Source organism: Nostoc sp. PCC 7107, assembly GCF_000316625.1.
GTDB lineage: Bacteria > Cyanobacteriota > Cyanobacteriia > Cyanobacteriales > Nostocaceae > Nostoc_B.
Genome location: NC_019676.1, coordinates 613,029 through 630,687, shown reverse-complemented (window position 1 = coordinate 630,687; position 17,659 = coordinate 613,029). Strand labels below are relative to the sequence as shown.

Annotated in this window: 18 protein-coding genes; 10 read left to right on the top strand and 8 right to left on the bottom strand. The window is 39.8% G+C overall.

Features of this window, described 5'->3' with window-relative positions; all coding sequences use genetic code 11:
* The first annotated feature begins 561 nt into the window (after positions 1-561).
* A complete protein-coding gene (gene fmt / locus NOS7107_RS02705; RefSeq protein WP_015111451.1) occupies positions 562-1,566 on the top strand; it encodes a methionyl-tRNA formyltransferase in 1,005 nt (334 codons plus the stop codon).
* Positions 1,567-1,668: 102 nt separating this feature from the next.
* On the opposite strand, the gene NOS7107_RS02700 is transcribed toward fmt, so the two are convergent.
* The 4 genes from NOS7107_RS02700 to NOS7107_RS02685 form a co-directional block, all read right to left on the bottom strand.
* Positions 1,669-2,022, bottom strand: coding sequence for a DUF6464 family protein (locus NOS7107_RS02700; protein ID WP_015111450.1), 354 nt, complete (start codon positions 2,020-2,022; stop codon positions 1,669-1,671).
* Positions 2,023-2,178: 156 nt separating this feature from the next.
* Entirely contained in the window at positions 2,179-2,778 is a 600-nt protein-coding gene (locus NOS7107_RS02695; RefSeq protein ID WP_044499603.1) for a hypothetical protein, read from the bottom strand.
* Positions 2,779-2,821: 43 nt separating this feature from the next.
* On the bottom strand, positions 2,822-3,847 hold the full coding sequence (locus NOS7107_RS02690) for a glucokinase (protein WP_015111448.1): 1,026 nt from the start codon (positions 3,845-3,847) through the stop codon (positions 2,822-2,824).
* A 255-nt stretch (positions 3,848-4,102) separates the two neighbouring features.
* Complete coding sequence (locus tag NOS7107_RS02685; RefSeq protein WP_015111447.1) at positions 4,103-4,750, bottom strand: histidine phosphatase family protein; 648 nt, start codon at positions 4,748-4,750, stop codon at positions 4,103-4,105.
* Positions 4,751-4,940: 190 nt separating this feature from the next.
* Here NOS7107_RS02685 and NOS7107_RS27550 point away from each other — a divergent pair, with 190 nt between their 5' ends.
* Both NOS7107_RS27550 and NOS7107_RS02675 read left to right on the top strand, forming a co-directional pair.
* Positions 4,941-6,071 (top strand): sensor histidine kinase KdpD, encoded by a 1,131-nt coding sequence (locus NOS7107_RS27550; protein ID WP_015111446.1) that lies wholly within the window; start codon positions 4,941-4,943, stop codon positions 6,069-6,071.
* Positions 6,072-6,086: 15 nt separating this feature from the next.
* Positions 6,087-6,272, top strand: coding sequence for a DDE transposase family protein (locus NOS7107_RS02675; RefSeq protein ID WP_015111445.1), 186 nt, complete (start codon positions 6,087-6,089; stop codon positions 6,270-6,272).
* A 6-nt stretch (positions 6,273-6,278) separates the two neighbouring features.
* Here NOS7107_RS02675 and ctpC read toward each other — a convergent pair whose 3' ends face one another.
* The 3 genes from ctpC to NOS7107_RS02660 all read right to left on the bottom strand — a co-directional run bounded on the left by ctpC (position 6,279) and on the right by NOS7107_RS02660 (position 9,455).
* Positions 6,279-7,565 carry a carboxyl-terminal processing protease CtpC gene (ctpC, locus tag NOS7107_RS02670; RefSeq protein WP_015111444.1) on the bottom strand — a complete coding sequence of 429 codons (1,287 nt, stop codon included), beginning with the start codon at positions 7,563-7,565 and terminating at the stop codon, positions 6,279-6,281.
* Between the two features lie 383 nt (positions 7,566-7,948).
* Positions 7,949-9,175 carry a (E)-4-hydroxy-3-methylbut-2-enyl-diphosphate synthase gene (ispG, locus tag NOS7107_RS02665; protein ID WP_015111442.1) on the bottom strand — a complete coding sequence of 409 codons (1,227 nt, stop codon included), beginning with the start codon at positions 9,173-9,175 and terminating at the stop codon, positions 7,949-7,951.
* A 25-nt stretch (positions 9,176-9,200) separates the two neighbouring features.
* Positions 9,201-9,455, bottom strand: coding sequence for a hypothetical protein (locus tag NOS7107_RS02660; protein ID WP_157373926.1), 255 nt, complete (start codon positions 9,453-9,455; stop codon positions 9,201-9,203).
* A gap of 353 nt (positions 9,456-9,808) precedes the next feature.
* On the opposite strand from NOS7107_RS02660, the gene NOS7107_RS29235 reads away from it, so the two are divergent.
* From NOS7107_RS29235 to NOS7107_RS02645, 3 genes are all read left to right on the top strand, one after another.
* The gene (locus tag NOS7107_RS29235) at positions 9,809-10,546 is read left to right on the top strand and encodes a hypothetical protein (protein WP_015111440.1); all 738 of its coding nucleotides are present in this window, start codon (positions 9,809-9,811) and stop codon (positions 10,544-10,546) included.
* Positions 10,547-10,610: 64 nt separating this feature from the next.
* Positions 10,611-11,174 (top strand): papain fold toxin domain-containing protein, encoded by a 564-nt coding sequence (locus NOS7107_RS02650; RefSeq protein ID WP_015111439.1) that lies wholly within the window; start codon positions 10,611-10,613, stop codon positions 11,172-11,174.
* 21 nt (positions 11,175-11,195) lie between these two features.
* Complete coding sequence (locus NOS7107_RS02645) at positions 11,196-11,891, top strand: hypothetical protein (RefSeq protein WP_015111438.1); 696 nt, start codon at positions 11,196-11,198, stop codon at positions 11,889-11,891.
* Positions 11,892-12,262: 371 nt separating this feature from the next.
* On the opposite strand, the gene NOS7107_RS02640 is transcribed toward NOS7107_RS02645, so the two are convergent.
* Positions 12,263-13,399, bottom strand: coding sequence for a cob(I)yrinic acid a,c-diamide adenosyltransferase (locus NOS7107_RS02640; protein ID WP_015111437.1), 1,137 nt, complete (start codon positions 13,397-13,399; stop codon positions 12,263-12,265).
* A 237-nt stretch (positions 13,400-13,636) separates the two neighbouring features.
* Here NOS7107_RS02640 and fraC point away from each other — a divergent pair, with 237 nt between their 5' ends.
* The 4 genes from fraC to NOS7107_RS02620 all read left to right on the top strand — a co-directional run bounded on the left by fraC (position 13,637) and on the right by NOS7107_RS02620 (position 17,579).
* Positions 13,637-14,179: a filament integrity protein FraC gene (gene fraC, locus NOS7107_RS02635; RefSeq protein WP_015111436.1), complete on the top strand. Its 543-nt coding sequence runs from the start codon at positions 13,637-13,639 to the stop codon at positions 14,177-14,179.
* Positions 14,180-14,221: 42 nt separating this feature from the next.
* Positions 14,222-15,253, top strand: coding sequence for a septal junction protein FraD (gene fraD / locus NOS7107_RS02630; protein ID WP_015111435.1), 1,032 nt, complete (start codon positions 14,222-14,224; stop codon positions 15,251-15,253).
* 63 nt (positions 15,254-15,316) lie between these two features.
* Positions 15,317-16,087 (top strand): ABC transporter permease, encoded by a 771-nt coding sequence (locus NOS7107_RS02625; protein ID WP_044500461.1) that lies wholly within the window; start codon positions 15,317-15,319, stop codon positions 16,085-16,087.
* 172 nt (positions 16,088-16,259) lie between these two features.
* Positions 16,260-17,579, top strand: a complete 1,320-nt coding sequence (locus NOS7107_RS02620) for a 2Fe-2S iron-sulfur cluster-binding protein (RefSeq protein ID WP_015111433.1) — start codon at positions 16,260-16,262, stop codon at positions 17,577-17,579.
* Positions 17,580-17,659: the final 80 nt, after the last annotated feature.

The following is a 17,659-nucleotide window of genomic DNA, read 5'->3' as shown; positions in this document are numbered from 1 at the left end:
CTCACTATAAAGGTTTTTTTATTTCAGACTTCAGCCTTGTTGTACTAACAGCCTACAGGTAGAGCAAATAGCCGAACTGTTGGGATAGACTTTAGCAACTGCCAAGCCGCAGGAGGTTCCCCCATGTGTACCTACTACAACAGTACAGACCCCGGTAACGTGAAAAGTGAGTGAGGCGTTACTTTAAAAGCTGGGAAAGCTGACGCACAACACATGATACTCGAAAAACAGAGTTAGTATCCACTCCTGGGACTAAATTAATATCTAACTGTAATAATTGGAAAGGAGCAGCTAAACTTGTAACTGTATTTTAGAAAAAATGGCCTCATGGCTTTGCTTTGGCAAACCTCACAAAGCTCTTTTTTGTTTTTAGCTGAATCAGCCAGCTAGATAAAATATCAAGTTGATATCAATTTATCAACATATTGGGTTAAATTATTCTTAGTTTATCAATAAAACTTCGTTTCGCCAACTTTATATAGAAAATAGAGAATAAGAAGGATAATAATAAATAACTAAGTAATTATTACCTATTGACTATTAACCATTGATTCTTAATTAATGAAAGTTGTATTTTTTGGCACTCCTGAATTTGCTATTCCTACCCTAGAAAAACTACTGAATCATCCCGAATTTGAAATTTTGGCAGTAGTTACTCAACCAGATAAACGTCGAGAACGAGGAAACAAACTCACTCCTTCACCTGTAAAAACACTTGCGCTCAATCATAATTTGCTAGTGTGGCAACCAGAGCGAATCAAAAAAGATAGTGAAACTCTAACCCATCTGCAACAAACAGAAGCTGATGTATTTGTTGTGGTAGCTTATGGACAAATTTTATCAAAAAAAATCTTGAAGATGCCTAAATTGGGTTGCATTAATGTGCATGGCTCAATTTTACCTAAGTATCGTGGTGCGGCTCCGATTCAGTGGTCTGTATGTAATGGTGAACCAGAAACAGGAATTACCACAATGTTGATGGATGTCGGTATGGATACAGGGGATATGTTACTTAAAGCAACCACACCCATTGGATTATTCGATAATGCTGATAGTTTAGCCGAGAGATTAGCGACAATTGGTGGAGATTTATTAATAGAAACTTTGTTAAAACTGAAGCTGCAAGAAATTCAACCAGTTCCGCAAAATAACGCAGAAGCTACTTACGCACCTTTGATACAAAAGCAAGATTACGAGTTAGATTGGTCAAAGAGCGCTACACAATTACACAATCAAATTCGGGGTTTTTATCCTAATTGCTTAACAACTTTTCGGAACCAGGCTCTCAAAATTACAGCCACCCTTCCCCTTGGTTCTGCTGACGCTGAAGAAATACCACCAGATTTAGCAAAAATATGTCAAAAATTGCCTGATTTATCCAATATATCTGGTAGCCCAGGAGAAATAGTCAGCATTGCCAAGGGAATAGGAGCGATCGCCCAAACTGGAGCAGGTTTATTATTATTACGGGAGGTTCAGTTAGCTGGTAAACGTACCCAATCGGGATGGGATTTTGTCAATGGGACTCGTTTAACAACAGGCGAAATTCTGAAGTATGAATTATGAAGTACAAAATTTCAGACTACCCTTCTCCCAAAGGGAGACGCTACGCGTAGCTTGCTTCTCCGTAGGGGTACGGGAACGCCAAAGGCGAACAGACTTCACACTTCATACTTTTTCATAGTAGCGACAATCCTGGCAAGGGCCGTGGGGGTTGACTGCACAACGCACAATTTCTGAATTAGCATTATAAACACAAGTCGCATCACCAACCACCCAACGGCCATCTACCAAAGTTTTTTCTGCTGGTCTTTGAGCAAACTGCACATAGAGAGCTATATTATAAAGTCGATAACGCCCGAATTTAAATTGATATCGATGGCGACGCTCCAGAACAGCGTAGGTTTTGCCCTGAAAATCAAGATAGTTTCCCGGTTGGGGTGTCCAGTCAAGTTGCACTTTACCGAGGGACTGACGCGGGTGCGTCAGTATCACCTCAGTTGGTAGAGAGTCTGGCTCCATAAATTTATGTGATGTGGTTTACATTATAAAAATAGTATCGCAGGAGCCTACGCTTGCTTATCTGACTTCGATTATAATTAATGATTAACTTTATCTGTGAGCGTTGAGGTAAAGCGATCGCCTCAGACTTAAAATCCAAGGCGATAGATAATGCTGCTATCTCAAAACAACTTGAAAGGAATTCAAATAACCTGTAATAGTTTTGCTGAGAGTTTGTTGTTGCTTTTTAGTTGTAATTGCCATGACTTGATAAAGTCTACCTTCGGCAACATACATCCTACTTTTCGTAATTTTACCTCCAGCATTTACAAACTCAATTTCTTTGCCAGGATGACCATTGGAACTACGAATATTGCGCTGACTAATTAAATTACTTTTCGTAGTTTTTAGCACCATAGCTTGTGCTTGCTCTAAGATCGTTTGCGGATTGGTCAATGTGCCGTAACTGTGGGGAAACTCATTATAAACAACTACGTAGGCAACTTGTTGTTTTGGTGGTTGAGCAAAGAAGATTTCTAAATCTATTTCCCCCATATAAGTTTTTTGGGTTTGAGTTTCTTTGTTTGGTGTTCCCGGCATTAATACTGTAAAACGTCCATCAGGCGCACGGAATAACTTCCATTTTGGTTGGACTGGTTGCGCCGCAGTTTCCGGCTTTTTAGTTGCTGGTTGCTGGGGTTGGCGTGCTTCCGCAACAAAACAGCTACCACAAACAAGTGTGGCAGCTATCAATGGTAATAATTTTTTGAATGTCATAGTTTTAGCTTTGCTGATGCAGATATCACTGATGATGTTAGTGTTATAACCTAGCTGCACACAAAGCTGCACCTATTAATCCTACTTGGGGGTTGAGAATAATATATACTGGTACATCTGCCAAAAGAGAACGCATTCGGCCTTTTTGCGTGAAGTTCAATAAGAAATTACCGTTTTGAATTAAAGGTAGAATTTTTGGGGCAATTCCACCAGCGATGTACAAACCACCGTAAGGCAAAAGTTTCAAGGCGAGATTTCCAGCTTCTGCACCGTAAGCATCAACAAATAACTGTAGAGTTTGTTCCGAGAGGCGATCGCTTTTCTGCACTGCGGCTTTACCAATCACCGCACCAGGATCAACACTTTTTTCTGGCTGTCCGGCTTCTTGTTCCCAAGTTCTCACAGCTTGGGCGATTTCTGGGGATTCCGTCGCATGTTTGCGGTCGCGCAGAAATTGGTAAATCGCCACAATACCCAACCCGGATACAACGCGTTCTACAGAAACACGCTGGATATCATGTTTATCCAGCAAATATTTCATCAGCTGAAATTCTAACTCATTGCGAGGGGCAAAGTCGGCGTGACCACCTTCAGAAGGAAAAACTTGATAATTATCTCCCTGCTTCATCAAAAAGCCTTGTCCTAATCCAGTACCTGCACCAATCACCGCGATAGGTGCTGCTAGTTTCTGTTTCCCTGGTTGTAAAGTCAGTAAATCTTCTGCACTTAAACCGAAAATTCCATAGCCCACAGCCGCAAAGTCATTAATCAGCGAAATTGCCGCAATACTTAATTCTTGTTGCAGACGTTCGGTATCTAAATACCATGCAAGGTTAGTTAATTTTGCTGTGTTATTGACTACTGGCCCAGCGATCGCAAAACAAGCTTTTTGAGGAATTCCTGTATTTGCTTTAAGTAAAAACTGCTGTACCATCGGCACTAAATCAGGAAAATCCCCACTACGATAACTGTCCTCATAAATAGTCTGTAAATCTTGTGTTTCTGATGTTTCCACTAATCGCAAAATGGTTTTTGTGCCACCGATATCTCCTGCTAGTAACAAAGTCATAAATAAATACTTAGTAATTTAGTTGCTGTTTTTGTAGAGTCAATTCGAGCTTGAGGAAGAAAGTTGGGTGAAACTGGATTAATACTTAATCCTTTCTTAGCTTTTAAGTCAAGTACAGGCCGGCGGAAATAAACAGACCATTTGGAATTGCTAAAAGGCTTGTGGTATCACTATTCTTTCTTTTTCCTTTTGACTTTTTCCTTTTGACTTTTTACTTTTGCCTTTTTGTACTAGTCTTCTGCCCTGTTGAAGAATTTACGCAAATCTGATCACTTCTTCTAATTGATTTAAATGGGCAGTATCCCCTTTTAGTTCTAGCAACCATTCTGGGCCTTGAAGCACAACTTTGACCAAAGAACATAAGGAAGCCTTTACTTCCGTTTTGGCAACTTCACCAACTAACCCCATTGCAGCCCCTAGCACAGAAGCACCATGTGCTACCAATAAGATATGTTCTGGAAAGAATTCTGTTGCTAGACATCTAGCAGTTTGTCCTGAACGTGCGCGTACTTGTTCGTGTGTTTCGGGGTATTTGGCCGCAATACGTGGTGTGTAGCTATGATCAATCCTGGGAAATAGTTCTTTTAAAGCTGGAACAGAAAGTCTTTCTGGTTCTTCTGTCATCCATTCAGGATTTAGCCATTCGCTCAAGCCTGTTTCTAATTTAATAGATAAATCCAAGGCTTCAGCCACAGCATTAGCTGTTTGCACCGTTCGCAAAAAGGGAGAAGCAAAAATATGGCTAATTTTCTCAGTTTTCAAGCGTTGGGCTAATTGTATTGCCTGCACGAAACCATCGTCAGATAAAGGCGGATCGTAGCGTCGTTCAGCGGTGAGGAACCAATCAGGATTTACAAAGTCGAGGCGGTTGGCGTGTCTTGCGATCCAGACTATTTGACTCATGGGTTTTTTACGGCAAATAAAGTTCACACCTACAAAAAAATAGGAGTGCTAAAAGATGGTTGCAAACCCAATATTATGACAAATTTTGTAATGTTTTGTAATAGTTAAATATATTTACTAGTATAAAATAAGGCAACTCATACACTATTTTCGCTGAAATTGATCAATAGCCAACCATATCCAGAGTTTTATGGCTGGATTCAATTTATTCAAACACATCTCTAAACAGAAAATTGTTATCACAGCAACATTTACCAGCGAACCAGTAGAAGATTTCTTGTCGTATTGGCTGCAAGAAATCGGCATACCTTATTTATTAGAGTTTACGCCTTATAACCAGGTATTTCAAGAACTGCTCAATCCAATCAGCCTCATGGCTAACAATCAAGATGGAGTCAATGTACTTCTGGTAAGATTTGAGGATTGGGAAGGGAATAAAAATCGTTTGCAATTGCAAGTTGACGAGAATTTAAAAGCAGAAATTTTCGGCGATCGCCTGCGTAAAACCTTACCTAATCATATAGAAATTGCCCATCTAAATCAGTATGAAACTGAGTATCTGTACCAAGAAATCTTCCTTGAAGGCTTTCAATTTGTTGTCGATGAAGAGTTTCTTCTACATGGTTCGGGACTCTTTAATATTTATGCGACTCGCTACAACCAGAACCAAACTCTAGAACCACAACAGCTTAACAAAAACGCATCCCAATTAGAGCAAATTGTCAAAGATTTCGGTAATGCTTTAAAAACAGCAGCAGTGCGATCGCCAATTCCCCACATAGTTTGTATCTGTCCTGCTTCTGTAACCAATGATGCAGAGGCTAATAGTTCATATCAGAGAATCGAAGGACTGTTAGCGGATAAGGTCAAATATATTAGCCCAGTCGATCTTTGTGCGCTATGTAGTTCAGCATTGGCAGATGTAGAAGCGATCGCAGCCCAAAAGAGAATCACCTTGATTAGTGAATTACCTGAACCTGGTGGCATGATTGAAATAGATGCTTTAATGTTCCGCCGAGTTTTGGATAATTTGTTTACTAATGCCATTAAATTTTCACCATCAAACTCTCAAGTTACCTTGCGTGCTGAATATCTACCAGCAGGTGGTGCAAAATTACAAGTCGCTGATTCAGGTAAGGGCGTTTCTGAAGAATTACGCCAAATTATTTTTGAGAAATATGAAGTGGGAACTCGGATGCCGGAAGTTTCGCAAATTGGGCTAGGATTAGCTTTTTGTAAAATGGCAGTTGAAGCACACTGCGGCACAATTAACATCGCAAATAATCATACTCAGGGTAGTATTTTTACAGTCATAATTTAATGTCTAGTAGTTTTTATGAACGATGCACAACTTTGGTATATTGTCAAGCATAAAACTAAAAACTGTGAAATAGTCCCTAGCAATTTAGTTAGAGACGATGATCCAGAAATTATTGAAAAGTGGGGGAGTTTTGCTTCCCAAGAAGAAGCGATCGCGCGGCGAATTGGGTTAATCCGGGCTGGTAAATGCCAACCCTTATGAACCTCGTTATTTTTTCTCGGCGCTAGTGAGACCTTTAGCAGCAATTTGCTTACCTAAAATTTCCACTCCTTTAGCAAATTGTGGGTCTGCCATAGTCGCTAATTTATCACGCTCATGTAGCCATAAATCTTGTCTTTGAGCATCGGTCAAATCCACCTTCACATCTGGATCAATCCCATGCTTGTTAATATCTTTACCGCTGGGAGTGTGATATTTAGCAATTGTCACCGCCAGTCCTGAGCCATCTTCTAAGGGGCGCACCGATTGTACTAGACCTTTACCAAAAGTTTGAGTACCGACTAAAACAGCCCGCTTATTATCCTGCAAGGCTCCAGATAAAATTTCACTTGCACTAGCAGAACCTTTATCTACCAAAACTACCAATGGTTTATTAGTTAACGCTCGCCCTCTAGCTATTTCTTTTTCTTGCTCACCTTGGCGGTCAATCGTGGAAACAATGGTGCCTTGATCAAGCCACATTCTGGCAATCTCTACACTAGAGAACAACAAGCCTCCAGGGTTCCCACGCAAATCTAGAACATAGCCAGCAACTTTCTTAGACTCTAAGTCTTTGATCGCGTTTTGCATTTCCTTACCAGCATTAGCACTGAATTGGTTCAAGCGGATGTAGCCCACATTACCAGCTGGTGTTTGTTTTTGAGAATAACGTACTGGATGGATTTCAATTCTGGCGCGTGTAATATTAAACTGCTTGATAGTATTGTTACGCTGAATTGTGAGCGTGACTTTGGTATTTGGTTCACCTCGGATTAAGGATACAGCTTGGTTAGTATCCATCCCCTGAGTATTTTTACCGTCAATTTTCAGAATAACATCTTTAGCTAAAATGCCAGCTTTGAATGCCGGTGTATCTTCAATTGGCGCAATCACAACTAATTGCTTGGTTTTCTCGTCCTGACTAATCGTGATACCGATACCTGTGAGTTCCCCAGAGGTATCAACCTGCATATTCTTGAATTCTTCAGGATCCATAAACCGGGTGTAAGGATCACCAAGCTTTTTCAGCATTTCCCGGATGGATTTATACGCTTCTTGCTGATTACTGTAGGACTTGTTCAGGTACTCCTTACGAACAGCCTGCCAATCTACCTGGTTAAAAGTACCATCTACATATTGGCGGTTAACAATTTGCCAAACTTCGTCTAATGTTTCTTTGGGACTTGCTTTAAATAAAGCCTGACCACGCGAGTGAATGCCCAGGCTAGTGACAGCGATTGTGGAGAGTGTTACTGCCGTAGCACCCAGAACAAGCCTACTTTTTGTAATCACCATAATGACAGCTGTGTCAGAGGGAAAATAATAGTCAGTATGCCCAATCTAACACAGGTATTCTGCAAAGACCGGGCGTGTATTCCTAACTTCATTAAAATACTTGACAATCCGGTGAAATGGGGAAGTAGAAAATCTGAAGTCTGAAGTCTGAAATTCAGCCTCTACTAGAGCATCAATTCAGGAATTAAAAACCTCTTCCCCATGAGCTACCGGATGACTAAAAACCCCTCTCCGACGTAGAGAGGGGTTGGGGGAGAGTTTTTTCAGGATTAATGAATTGGTATTCTAGTCCTTCCGGTAATGCTCCTGCCTCCCTAACAACAGTCGCTGCTCGCAGAGAAACAGCCCACATCACTTCTACATAACTTCATACTTCATACTTATTATGGGTCTACCCAACGTCCGTCTGTTTTAATTAGCCTGATTAACTCTTCTACACCTTCTGTTTCTGGTACTTTTTTAATTTCTTCTCTTCCACGATATAAAGAAATGTAACCAGGCGTTTTGCCCACATACCCGTAGTCAGCATCTGCCATTTCTCCTGGGCCATTTACAATACACCCCATCACAGCTATGTCCAGCCCTGTTAGGTGTTTGGTGGCTTCCCGGACTTTATGTAGCACTTCTTCTAGATTAAATAAGGTGCGTCCGCAGGAAGGACAGGCGACATATTCCACCATTGTTTTTCGCAATCCCAACGCTTGCAAAATGCTGTAGCATACAGGAATTTCGTTTTCTGGTGCTTCTGTGAGGGAGACGCGGATGGTATCACCAATGCCATCTGCTAGTAAGGTGGCAATACCAGCTGTAGATTTGATTCTGCCGTATTCGCCATCACCTGCTTCTGTTACACCCAAATGTAAAGGATAATCCATACCTAATTCATCCATGCGCTTGGCTAACAGACGATAGGCGGCTACCATCACGGGAACCCTTGAGGCTTTCATGGAAACCACTAAGTTGCGGAAATCTAATGATTCACAAATGCGAATGAATTCTAAAGCTGATTCCACCATTCCTTCTGGGGTGTCTCCGTAGGTAAATAGCATTCTTTCTGCTAGAGAACCATGATTTACCCCAATCCGCATAGCTTTACCTTGGTCGCGCAAGGAAACTACCAGCGGTTCTAGAGTTTCGCGGATTTTATCGCCAATTTCCTCAAATTCAGCTTGTGTATATTCGGTGCGATTGGTGTTTGGTTTTTCAAACACATACAAACCTGGATTAATTCGGACTTTCTCGATGTGTTTGGCAACTTCTAAGGCAATTTTCATGCCATTGTGATGCACATCAGCTACAATTGGCACATCTTGGTAGGTTTTAATGATTTTTTGCTTAATTTCTGCCAATGCTACAGCATGAGCAAGGCTAGGCACTGTGACACGCACGATTTCGCAGCCGACTTCGTGCAAGCGACGAATTGCAGCTACAGAACCATCAATATCAAGAGTGTCTTCGTTAATCATTGACTGCACCACCACAGGGTGTCCGCCGCCGATGGTGACATTACCTACCTTGACAGGACGGGTTTTACGCCGCTTGATTGTAGTATCGAAGGTGGGTTGACTAGATGTGGTGTTGGAACTTGTAGGTGTAGGCAGAGTTTGCATAACTCTAGGAAGTAAATTTTTATAGCTAAAATATCAGATTGAACAATCTCTGTTTCTCAGATTGCCATAGTACGGGCTTGTTTGGGCGATGATATGGGAAAAAAGTATATATGCGATCGCCAACCGACTCAAACAACCGCGCATTACTGATACCAGTCCCCCAAGTGGTGACACCTTGTTCTGAGTCAGGACGGTGTAAATAATCGCCTTTCCAAGATTTTAGCTTGATGATGCGATCTCCAAGGCATTTTGTTATCAATACCAATGTTTCTGATAACATTTGTTCTGATTCAAAGTGTTCCACCCAAAAAGGCTGCTACCAAGATGTATGTATATCTGATCGCCCCAAGTCAAGCAATAATTACAATGCGCGAACAGTAAGCCAATTCCGCCCTGAATTTCTTACTAATACTTGTCATCAACCAGCTAAATCAATGGTTTTGAGAGCCAGTATTGTGCATCTCTATTGCGAGGTCGGGGCTATAATACGAATATCTAGAAAATATTATTTAACTTTTCACAAACTTAAAAAAATAACAGTAATTCTACTAAGCTATTTCTTCTTGTTCTTAAAGAAACTAGATATAGAAAAATATAAAAACTTACTTCTGTATAGTTTTAGGAGTAGCAATTTTGCAGTTAAATACAAAAAATTCTATATCTAAATTAATAGGAATTTGGACATTTATTTTCCTTTTGGTATTTAAAGGTATTTTTATTAAACCTGCTTATGCACAATTAACGACCTTAGATAAGTGTGCTACTGATCCAGAATGTATTGCTGCGGTCGGTGCTGAATTAGCACCTGTCATTTCTGCTCCAACTGGTGTTGGTTTTGGTGCTTCAACTCTTAGCACTACTACATCTATTGGATCTACCAGTGCAGTTTTAAGAACTGTTGCTGGGGTGGCAATTGTTGGAAGTAATGCTGTTGGGGGATATGCAATTTGGCAACATTGGAGCCAAGGTCAAAATGAGCAAGCCCAAAATAAGGCTAGAGAAAGATATTGTATTGCCAATCCATACGATTCGGTTTGTGGGGACATTTACGAGGTCTACATTAAGCCATATTGGGAAGATGAGGGATATGAATATTTTTGGGGAGAATTTACGGCTGTAGGTTCAATTATTGCTAAATCTGATTGTGATGGCGCATGTATAATTTATGTTGACTCTTTAAACAACCATGTCTTTCATGCTGATCCTAGAGACAAAACACGAATTCTAGGGCCAAAGAATGGGATTGTTTGGGCGAATTGGCCTCAAGAAAAGCGTGATGAGGCGGTTAGATTACTTAATCCCTCTGATTGGCAAGGTTTCATTACTTCAATGCCAGAAGGTGGTGTATTAAAATCCTGGAGACAAGATTAATGCCCCTACAATTATAATTCCAGGACAAGAAACAGACGACCCGAATACGCCAGCAGATGAGCGTTTGTTAACAAAAGAGTCTGGATTTTTTATTTTCCCTGGAGTTCCAGACTTTGATAAAGATGGTATTCCTGATGCAAATGATTTAGATAATGATAATGATGGAATAGTAAATACAAATGATCCAGAACCATATAATCCTAATATTCCATTCGCAAGTAGTTCGCCCGATCAGTCAGGAGAAGTTACTCCTGAAGTTCTTCAAGATATTACCGATATCGTCAATAAGTACCCGAATGAATACTGTGTTCGATGCGCTGCTGAAATTGAGACTTACTTGAAAGAGCAAGGTATTCATGGAGAGCGGATTAAACTTGATACTGTCAAACTAAGAGCAGCTGATGACTTCATATATGATAATAGCCACCCGCCAAAAGCAGCACCAGAGTATGTTATTTCAACCAATGGTCATCATGAAGGAATTGCTATTAAAATCAATGGAGAAGAAAAAGTTTTTGACAACCACCACCCAGATGGAGTTCCAAGAGAGCAGTGGATGAATAACCTGACATATTATGGTAAAGAATATCGAGGAGACAGTTTTAGAAAATCAGGATACTTGTTCTAAACCCAATTGTAAGTAATCATTATGAGTAATCTCTCTAGACTTCTCCAAGACATTAAAAATAACCCGGTCATGTACCTAGACAAGCCATCAATTATTTCTCTTCATTCATTCTTGAATGGATATTTAGATTATCGAAGTAATCTAGGCTTAGATAGAGAAGGTTCTGGAATTGAAGGATTTCAAGATTGGATACAAGAAAAAGCAAATACTCAAGTATCTCAATCATGGTCTGGAATAATTCTATTTGGTTCTGGAACTGAGAGAATTGCTTTCTATAGATTTTTTGAAGAATTTGAGCAGTTTTTAAATCAGAAAAATAGTTCAAAAACTCAAGAATCTGAGGAAAAATATAGTACTACTGAGGACAATTTAAGGTTTCGTCAGCTTGATATTTATGACGAGATTTTAAAGGGTGTAAAGAAGAGACCGGGTATGTTCTTAGGTAGTAGTTCAATTACTAAGCTTGACATGGTTCTGCGAGGAGCTAGTCTGGCTCGAAGAGAAGCTGGCGTAGCCCCAACTAAGTCGGAAAAGAGCTTTGAAGGTTTTCAATCATGGATTCAAGAAAAATATGGCATTAAGACAGGTCAGTCATGGGCTAAGATAATTCTTTTCTATTCTATAGATGAGTACGAGGCACTACAGAAATTTTTTGAATTGTATGAAGAATACATAAATTGGAACAAGAGTTTAGAGGTTGACAAAAATAGTAGTTAATCAAGAGAGCGGAAAAATAGCTGAGATTTTGAAGTAATTTAATTTTGAATTTCCAAAGGTTGTCAAGCCGCGACCGAGCAAGGAAGTTATGCAGCATTGGCTCTCACAATTCTTATTCTGTCTAGCTTCTATTGCCAAATCAAAAAACAGAATCATCTGAATAGCTTAAAAGACGATCGCTTGCTGATCATATTCTTGGCGCTACTGCGTGGAAAAAATATTTCCCACGCAAAGACCCCACTAGGGGCAGTGTATAAGATAATCATTTCTTGGTGGTCAATATTGTTGAGAACATCATTAACATTCCACCAATTAAAATTGCGAGTGCTAATCCACCAGTTGCCCAATCCAGTACATTAGTGTTGTCCATCTTAAAAATCAACTCCGCGTTTGAGTTCTACGCCGTGATTTGCATAGTGTTTGTGGCAGTATACCTCAGAGTGGATACTGGCTAAATCAAAGTAAGCTGGTTGCTGTTGACAACGACCAGTAATAATAATTTCTGTATCGCGGGGTTTGCGGAGTAAGGCTTGGACGATGGGTTCTACTGGGAGAAGTTCTAAATCGACAGTGGGGTTGAGTTCATCTAAGATGATAGTTTTATACAACCCAGAGGCGATCGCAGTTTTGGCAATTTCCCAACCGCGTTCGGCTTCGACATAATCTAATTCTTGCCGAGAATTGCGCCACACAATGGCATCTCGACCACAACGTTGATGATCTACCACTTCTGGGTATGATTGTTGTAAAGCGGCGATCGCTGCATCTTCTGTATAACCGCTACCACCTTTAAGCCATTGCATAATTAACACGCGGGTAGAACCGGGATGGTTAATCCCTCTACCAATGGCTTGTAAGGCTTTACCCAAGGCACTAGTCGATTTACCTTTACCTGCACCAGTATAAATTTCAATTCCCTCAATTAATAGCTGTTGGGCGGTGGGGTGGTGCTGCGGCTTCATTTCTGAGTGTAAATCGGCAATTTCCAGCAATTTTTCTGGTGCGCCGCGTCCTGTGGCGATAATTTCTAATTCTTGGGGTTTGGCTTTTAACGTCTGCACCACTTCATCAACTGGTAGCAAACCCAAATCGAGGACGGGGTTAAGTTCATCTAAAACTACTACCGAATACAAACCAGATGCGATCGCACCTTTAGCCACATCCCAACCTCTTGCGGCTTCGGCACGATCGTAGGGGATAATTTCTTCTGCACTAAAAAATTCGGCTCTTCCAGTCCGTACTTGATCAATTAAATGGGGAAACCCACGCTGCAAAGCTGCGATCGCACCATCTTCATCATAATCACGTTCTGGCCCTTTTAAAAACCGCAGCAGTAAAACGCGATTGCAATTAGCTGGTGTATTTATCCCTAAGCCAATCGAGCGCAAAACCACCCCTAAAGCCGCTTGGGATTTACCTTTACCCAAACCATCATAAACGTGAATTTGACCTGTGAGTCGTTCAGAACGCGCTTGCGCTGTGCGAATACCGATGCCGTTCCTTGTCATCTCTCGAAAACCTGTAACGTGGCAGTCTCTAATCTTACCTAACGTCTTGCACTTCCAGATATAAAAAATCTCTTTTGGGTACTTCCATACAAGATTTAGCAGGATATATTAACAGGGTAAATAGGGGTATACTGGCACACCAAGATGGTAAACAGCGATCGTAATGCCATAATTGCCTCCATTAGCCTGATTGTCCCAACTTTACCCTCTCACCTTAAACCTTACCATTGACTCTCTATGCTAGAAAATTTTACCCTTCCGCGACTTTTGCCCATTGGGGTGATGTTGTTTAACCTGTTATTTTTCCTCATTTCTATCCCCATTGAAGCTTATATCTTCAATCGCCGACTCAAGTTTGACAAAAAAACCAGTATTTTTTATGCCATAGCCACCAATCTCTTTTCAGCAACTCTTGGTTGGGTCATATTTTTCGTATTAGAACCAATGTTGCCGCCCGAAATTAAATCAGAATTAATTAATTATGTATTTTTTAATAACTTTAGATATCCCAATACCCAAGCAACTTTGATTTTAACTACTTTCATTATTTTCTTTACTACTTTTTTAATGAAATTTTTACTGTTACAGCTTTTGGTATTTACATTACGAGAAGATGGTTGGAAAAAACCAGAGATTGTCGAAACCTCTCAACGAAGACAGTTACGCCGCGCTATTCCTGGGATTAAATTGCAAACAACTAATTTAGTGACTACAACATTAATAGCTAATTCTCTTAGCTATAGCGCAATTACGATTATTTTGCTGATTCGTAATAGATAAATAGCCTGATTTTTTGTCGAATAAATTATTTAGGGTGAAATCATGAATGTTCTATTTAAAGATTTGCTGGGCATATTTAAGTTTACTGAAGATATTTATGCCAGAGTCAGGAAAATATTAGTTCCGTCTCAAGCTTATGCTTGGCAGACATTTATTTATTTAAGCGTATTTTCTGGAGTGTTATCTTATTTTGCTATAGGTTATGTCAGAGATATCATTGCAATTTGCGGTTGGTTATTTTTAATTGCTGGTACAGCTTGGTATACAACTGATGATCCACTGAGAGTTCCTGGCACTTTTATGCCAGTAGGTGCAGTAATTACAGGGTTCTTAGTCAGTGTTTTTGCTTTTGGTAATCAACAGGATGTGATTACACCCCGAACCATCGTACTTTGGCCGACTATATCGGCTTTAATTACAGCAATTCCTGAATTTATTGAAGGTTCAGATACCGACTCAAAAGCACAAATTCCCAAACCAGAAGTTAGACAAAAAATCATCATTTTAGTTGCAAGTTGCATGATTTTAAGTTGCTGGTTGCAATTTTATTTTGTCATGGATAAATGGTTACAAGAATATCCTAGTTTACGCGCAGATAATTTTCAGCGGAGTACCTTTGTCAGAAGAACAGATATTATCGAAAAAGTGCCGAAAAATGGCGTTGTAATTTTAGATAAACTGCAACCATTAGTAGAACAACAAATCGATGCAAGACCTTGGTCTCAAGTGGAAAAATGGCTACTAGATGCAAGATTGCAGGTGGGAAATTTGGGTAATAGAGTCATAGATAAACAACTGGCAAAGTATGAAGAAAAAGCTTTATGGCGTGTTGAACCGCGTGTAGTGAATACAAAATCAGGTGGATATATTTTAGATTTGTTGAGTATTTGGCGCGGCCCAAGTTCTAGCCAAAAAGGTTATTACTTGAAAAAATCTTGTCGGATTGAACCCGTAGCAACTTCTACTAAAAAAGCGATTACAAGTAATAACCCAGAAGACAAAATTGCGGTTGGAGAAATAGAATGCGATCGCGTCAGTAAATTTATTGCTGGTTCTCCTCCACCGCAGCAGTAGGAAATAGGAGGAAAAGGGAATTTGTATCAAAAACAACTCAGCATTCAGCACTTTTTAAAACCAATGAGAACCTTGATAATTGCCAAGAATGTATTTCAAGAAGTAGTGCGCGATCGCATTTTATATGTGATTGGATTTTATACTTTGATTTTAGCGATCGCTGGGCGAGCATTACCGGAATTTTCTGCTACGAATGAAGATAAAATTTTGCTAGACTTTGGGATAGTGGCTATGAGTGTCATTACCTTAATTATCGCTGTATTCGTAGGTACGGGACTGCTTAAAAAAGAAATTGATAAACGCACTATTTTGGTGTTAATTGCTAAACCAGTTAGCCGCAGCGAAATTATTGCTGGCAAGTTCTTGGGCTTGTCAGCAGTTTTAGCTGTTTTAATAGCTACAATGACAGCTATTTATCTAGGCTTTTTACAGCTAGAGAATATTCCTCATCCCACACTCAGTATTGTAATTGCCGCAGTTTTTTTGTTTTTACAGTTATCTTTAATCAATGCTGTGGCTATTACATTGGGTGTGTTTACAAATTCTTTGTTGGCGATAACTTTAACTTTTGCTGTGTATTTAATGGGGAATATCACACAAGATTTAGTTAAATTGGGTCGTTTGAGTCGAAATTCTACGATGGAAGGCATTACCCAAGGGATGTATCTCGTTTTGCCAGATTTATCTCGCTTAGATTTAAAAAATGATGCTGTTTATGGAATGCAAGCCTTACCTGATGCCGGTTTGTTAATCACAAATGCAGGCTACGGTGTACTTTATAGCATTTTTCTGTTGGCGATCGCTAGTTTTGTTTTCTCAAAGCGGGAGTTTTAAAGATTCGTAATTCTTAATTAATTCAGTGCTTCTTTCTAAAGGAAATCTAAAGAGACCAAATAGGAATAAAAACGAAGGGTAGGATGCAGATAACCTTTCAGTAATATGGCTGAAACCAGAATCTTCGCAGGTAAATACCAACATAACTAAAAGTATTAGGTAGGAAACAACAATGCTGGAAAGTCTGGGAAGAATTAACAATCCATTAGTTAGAAGTGTTGCCACAGCTGCTACAGTTTGCTCAGTAGTTACTTTATCTACGGCTATTGTCATTGGAGTCAACAATCCCAAAGATAAATCCGCCTATCAACTTGGTGTCTATTCCTCTATATTTGGGGCTGTAGCTGGTGCAGTATTTGGCTTAATTTATACTAATAAGGCAAGTGAAAATGACTCCACTCCAGACATCAAAACATTAGATAGTGATGTTTGGCAAGATTGGCGAAACTTTGTGGTTGTGCGGAAGGTAAAAGAAAGCGAAGAAATCACATCTTTTTATTTGCAACCGGAAGATAAAGGTGAAATTCCTAACTTTCAACCAGGACAATTTTTGACTATTAAATTAGATATTACCGGACAAAATAAGCCTGTAATTAGAACTTATTCACTTTCCGATTATTCTAAAACTTGTGAATACTATCGTCTCTCAATTAAGCGGGAACTTGCACCAAATGGATTAGATGTTATGCCTGGTATAGCATCTAACTTTATGCACGATCGCATTCATGAAGGTTCAGTTATTCCCGCCAAACCACCAAATGGTAAATTTGCTTTGGATGTGCATAAATCTACCCCCGCAGTCTTGATTAGCAATGGTGTGGGAATTACGCCGATGATTAGTATGGCAAAAGCTTGTACTCGTCTCAATCCTCAGCGTCCTATTTGGTTTATACATGGTGCTAGAGATAGTGACTTCCATGCTTTTCAAGATGAAGTAATGGAAATAGCCCAACAAAACCCTAATTTAAATGTACATATTCGCTACAGTCGCCCCAAGCTAGAAGATACAGGTAGATATCATAGTGTTGGTTATGTTGATGCGGCTTTAATTCAGGAGTTATCTATACAAGAAGCTGAATATTTCTTGTGTGGTTCTACTCCATTTATTCAATCTGTTACTGAAGGGCTAAAAGCAGCGGGAGTAGCTAATAATAAAGTCTACTTTGAATCTTTCGGTAAAGCAATGAAAAGTGAGTCGGAAAAACCAACTCAAACCGCAACTCAAGGTGAAGAATTTGCCGAAATTGTCTTTGCAAAATCTGGAAAAACTTTAACATGGCAACCTAGTGATGGTACTATTTTAGAATTTGCTGAAGCTAATGATATTAATCCACCTTTTAGTTGTCGTGTAGGAGTTTGCGGGACTTGTATATGTAAAATCCGCGAAGGTGAAGTTGCTTATCAAGAAGAACCAAGTGCAGCAACTGATGAAGGTGAAGTGTTAATTTGTATTTCTCAACCCGGTAGTTCTAGATTGGTGTTAGATATTTAATAAATTCCTGTGATTATCAAGAAGCCTTAGCGACTGAAGTCGCAGGCTAAACAAACAAAACCCGCCTACGCGGGTTGAAA

Excerpts from the sequence above, each read along its gene's own strand:
- fmt (WP_015111451.1), top strand. The coding sequence starts at position 562 with ATGAAAGTTGTATTTTTTGGCACTCCTGAATTTGCTATTCCTACCCTA.
- NOS7107_RS02700 (WP_015111450.1), bottom strand. The coding sequence starts at position 2,022 with ATGGAGCCAGACTCTCTACCAACTGAGGTGATACTGACGCACCCGCGT.
- NOS7107_RS02695 (WP_044499603.1), bottom strand. The coding sequence starts at position 2,778 with ATGACATTCAAAAAATTATTACCATTGATAGCTGCCACACTTGTTTGT.
- NOS7107_RS02690 (WP_015111448.1), bottom strand. The coding sequence starts at position 3,847 with ATGACTTTGTTACTAGCAGGAGATATCGGTGGCACAAAAACCATTTTG.
- NOS7107_RS02685 (WP_015111447.1), bottom strand. The coding sequence starts at position 4,750 with ATGAGTCAAATAGTCTGGATCGCAAGACACGCCAACCGCCTCGACTTT.
- NOS7107_RS27550 (WP_015111446.1), top strand. The coding sequence starts at position 4,941 with ATGGCTGGATTCAATTTATTCAAACACATCTCTAAACAGAAAATTGTT.
- NOS7107_RS02675 (WP_015111445.1), top strand. The coding sequence starts at position 6,087 with ATGAACGATGCACAACTTTGGTATATTGTCAAGCATAAAACTAAAAAC.
- ctpC (WP_015111444.1), bottom strand. The coding sequence starts at position 7,565 with ATGGTGATTACAAAAAGTAGGCTTGTTCTGGGTGCTACGGCAGTAACA.
- ispG (WP_015111442.1), bottom strand. The coding sequence starts at position 9,175 with ATGCAAACTCTGCCTACACCTACAAGTTCCAACACCACATCTAGTCAA.
- NOS7107_RS02660 (WP_157373926.1), bottom strand. The coding sequence starts at position 9,455 with ATGTTATCAGAAACATTGGTATTGATAACAAAATGCCTTGGAGATCGC.
- NOS7107_RS02645 (WP_015111438.1), top strand. The coding sequence starts at position 11,196 with ATGAGTAATCTCTCTAGACTTCTCCAAGACATTAAAAATAACCCGGTC.
- NOS7107_RS02640 (WP_015111437.1), bottom strand. The coding sequence starts at position 13,399 with ATGACAAGGAACGGCATCGGTATTCGCACAGCGCAAGCGCGTTCTGAA.
- fraC (WP_015111436.1), top strand. The coding sequence starts at position 13,637 with ATGCTAGAAAATTTTACCCTTCCGCGACTTTTGCCCATTGGGGTGATG.
- fraD (WP_015111435.1), top strand. The coding sequence starts at position 14,222 with ATGAATGTTCTATTTAAAGATTTGCTGGGCATATTTAAGTTTACTGAA.
- NOS7107_RS02625 (WP_044500461.1), top strand. The coding sequence starts at position 15,317 with ATGAGAACCTTGATAATTGCCAAGAATGTATTTCAAGAAGTAGTGCGC.
- NOS7107_RS02620 (WP_015111433.1), top strand. The coding sequence starts at position 16,260 with ATGCTGGAAAGTCTGGGAAGAATTAACAATCCATTAGTTAGAAGTGTT.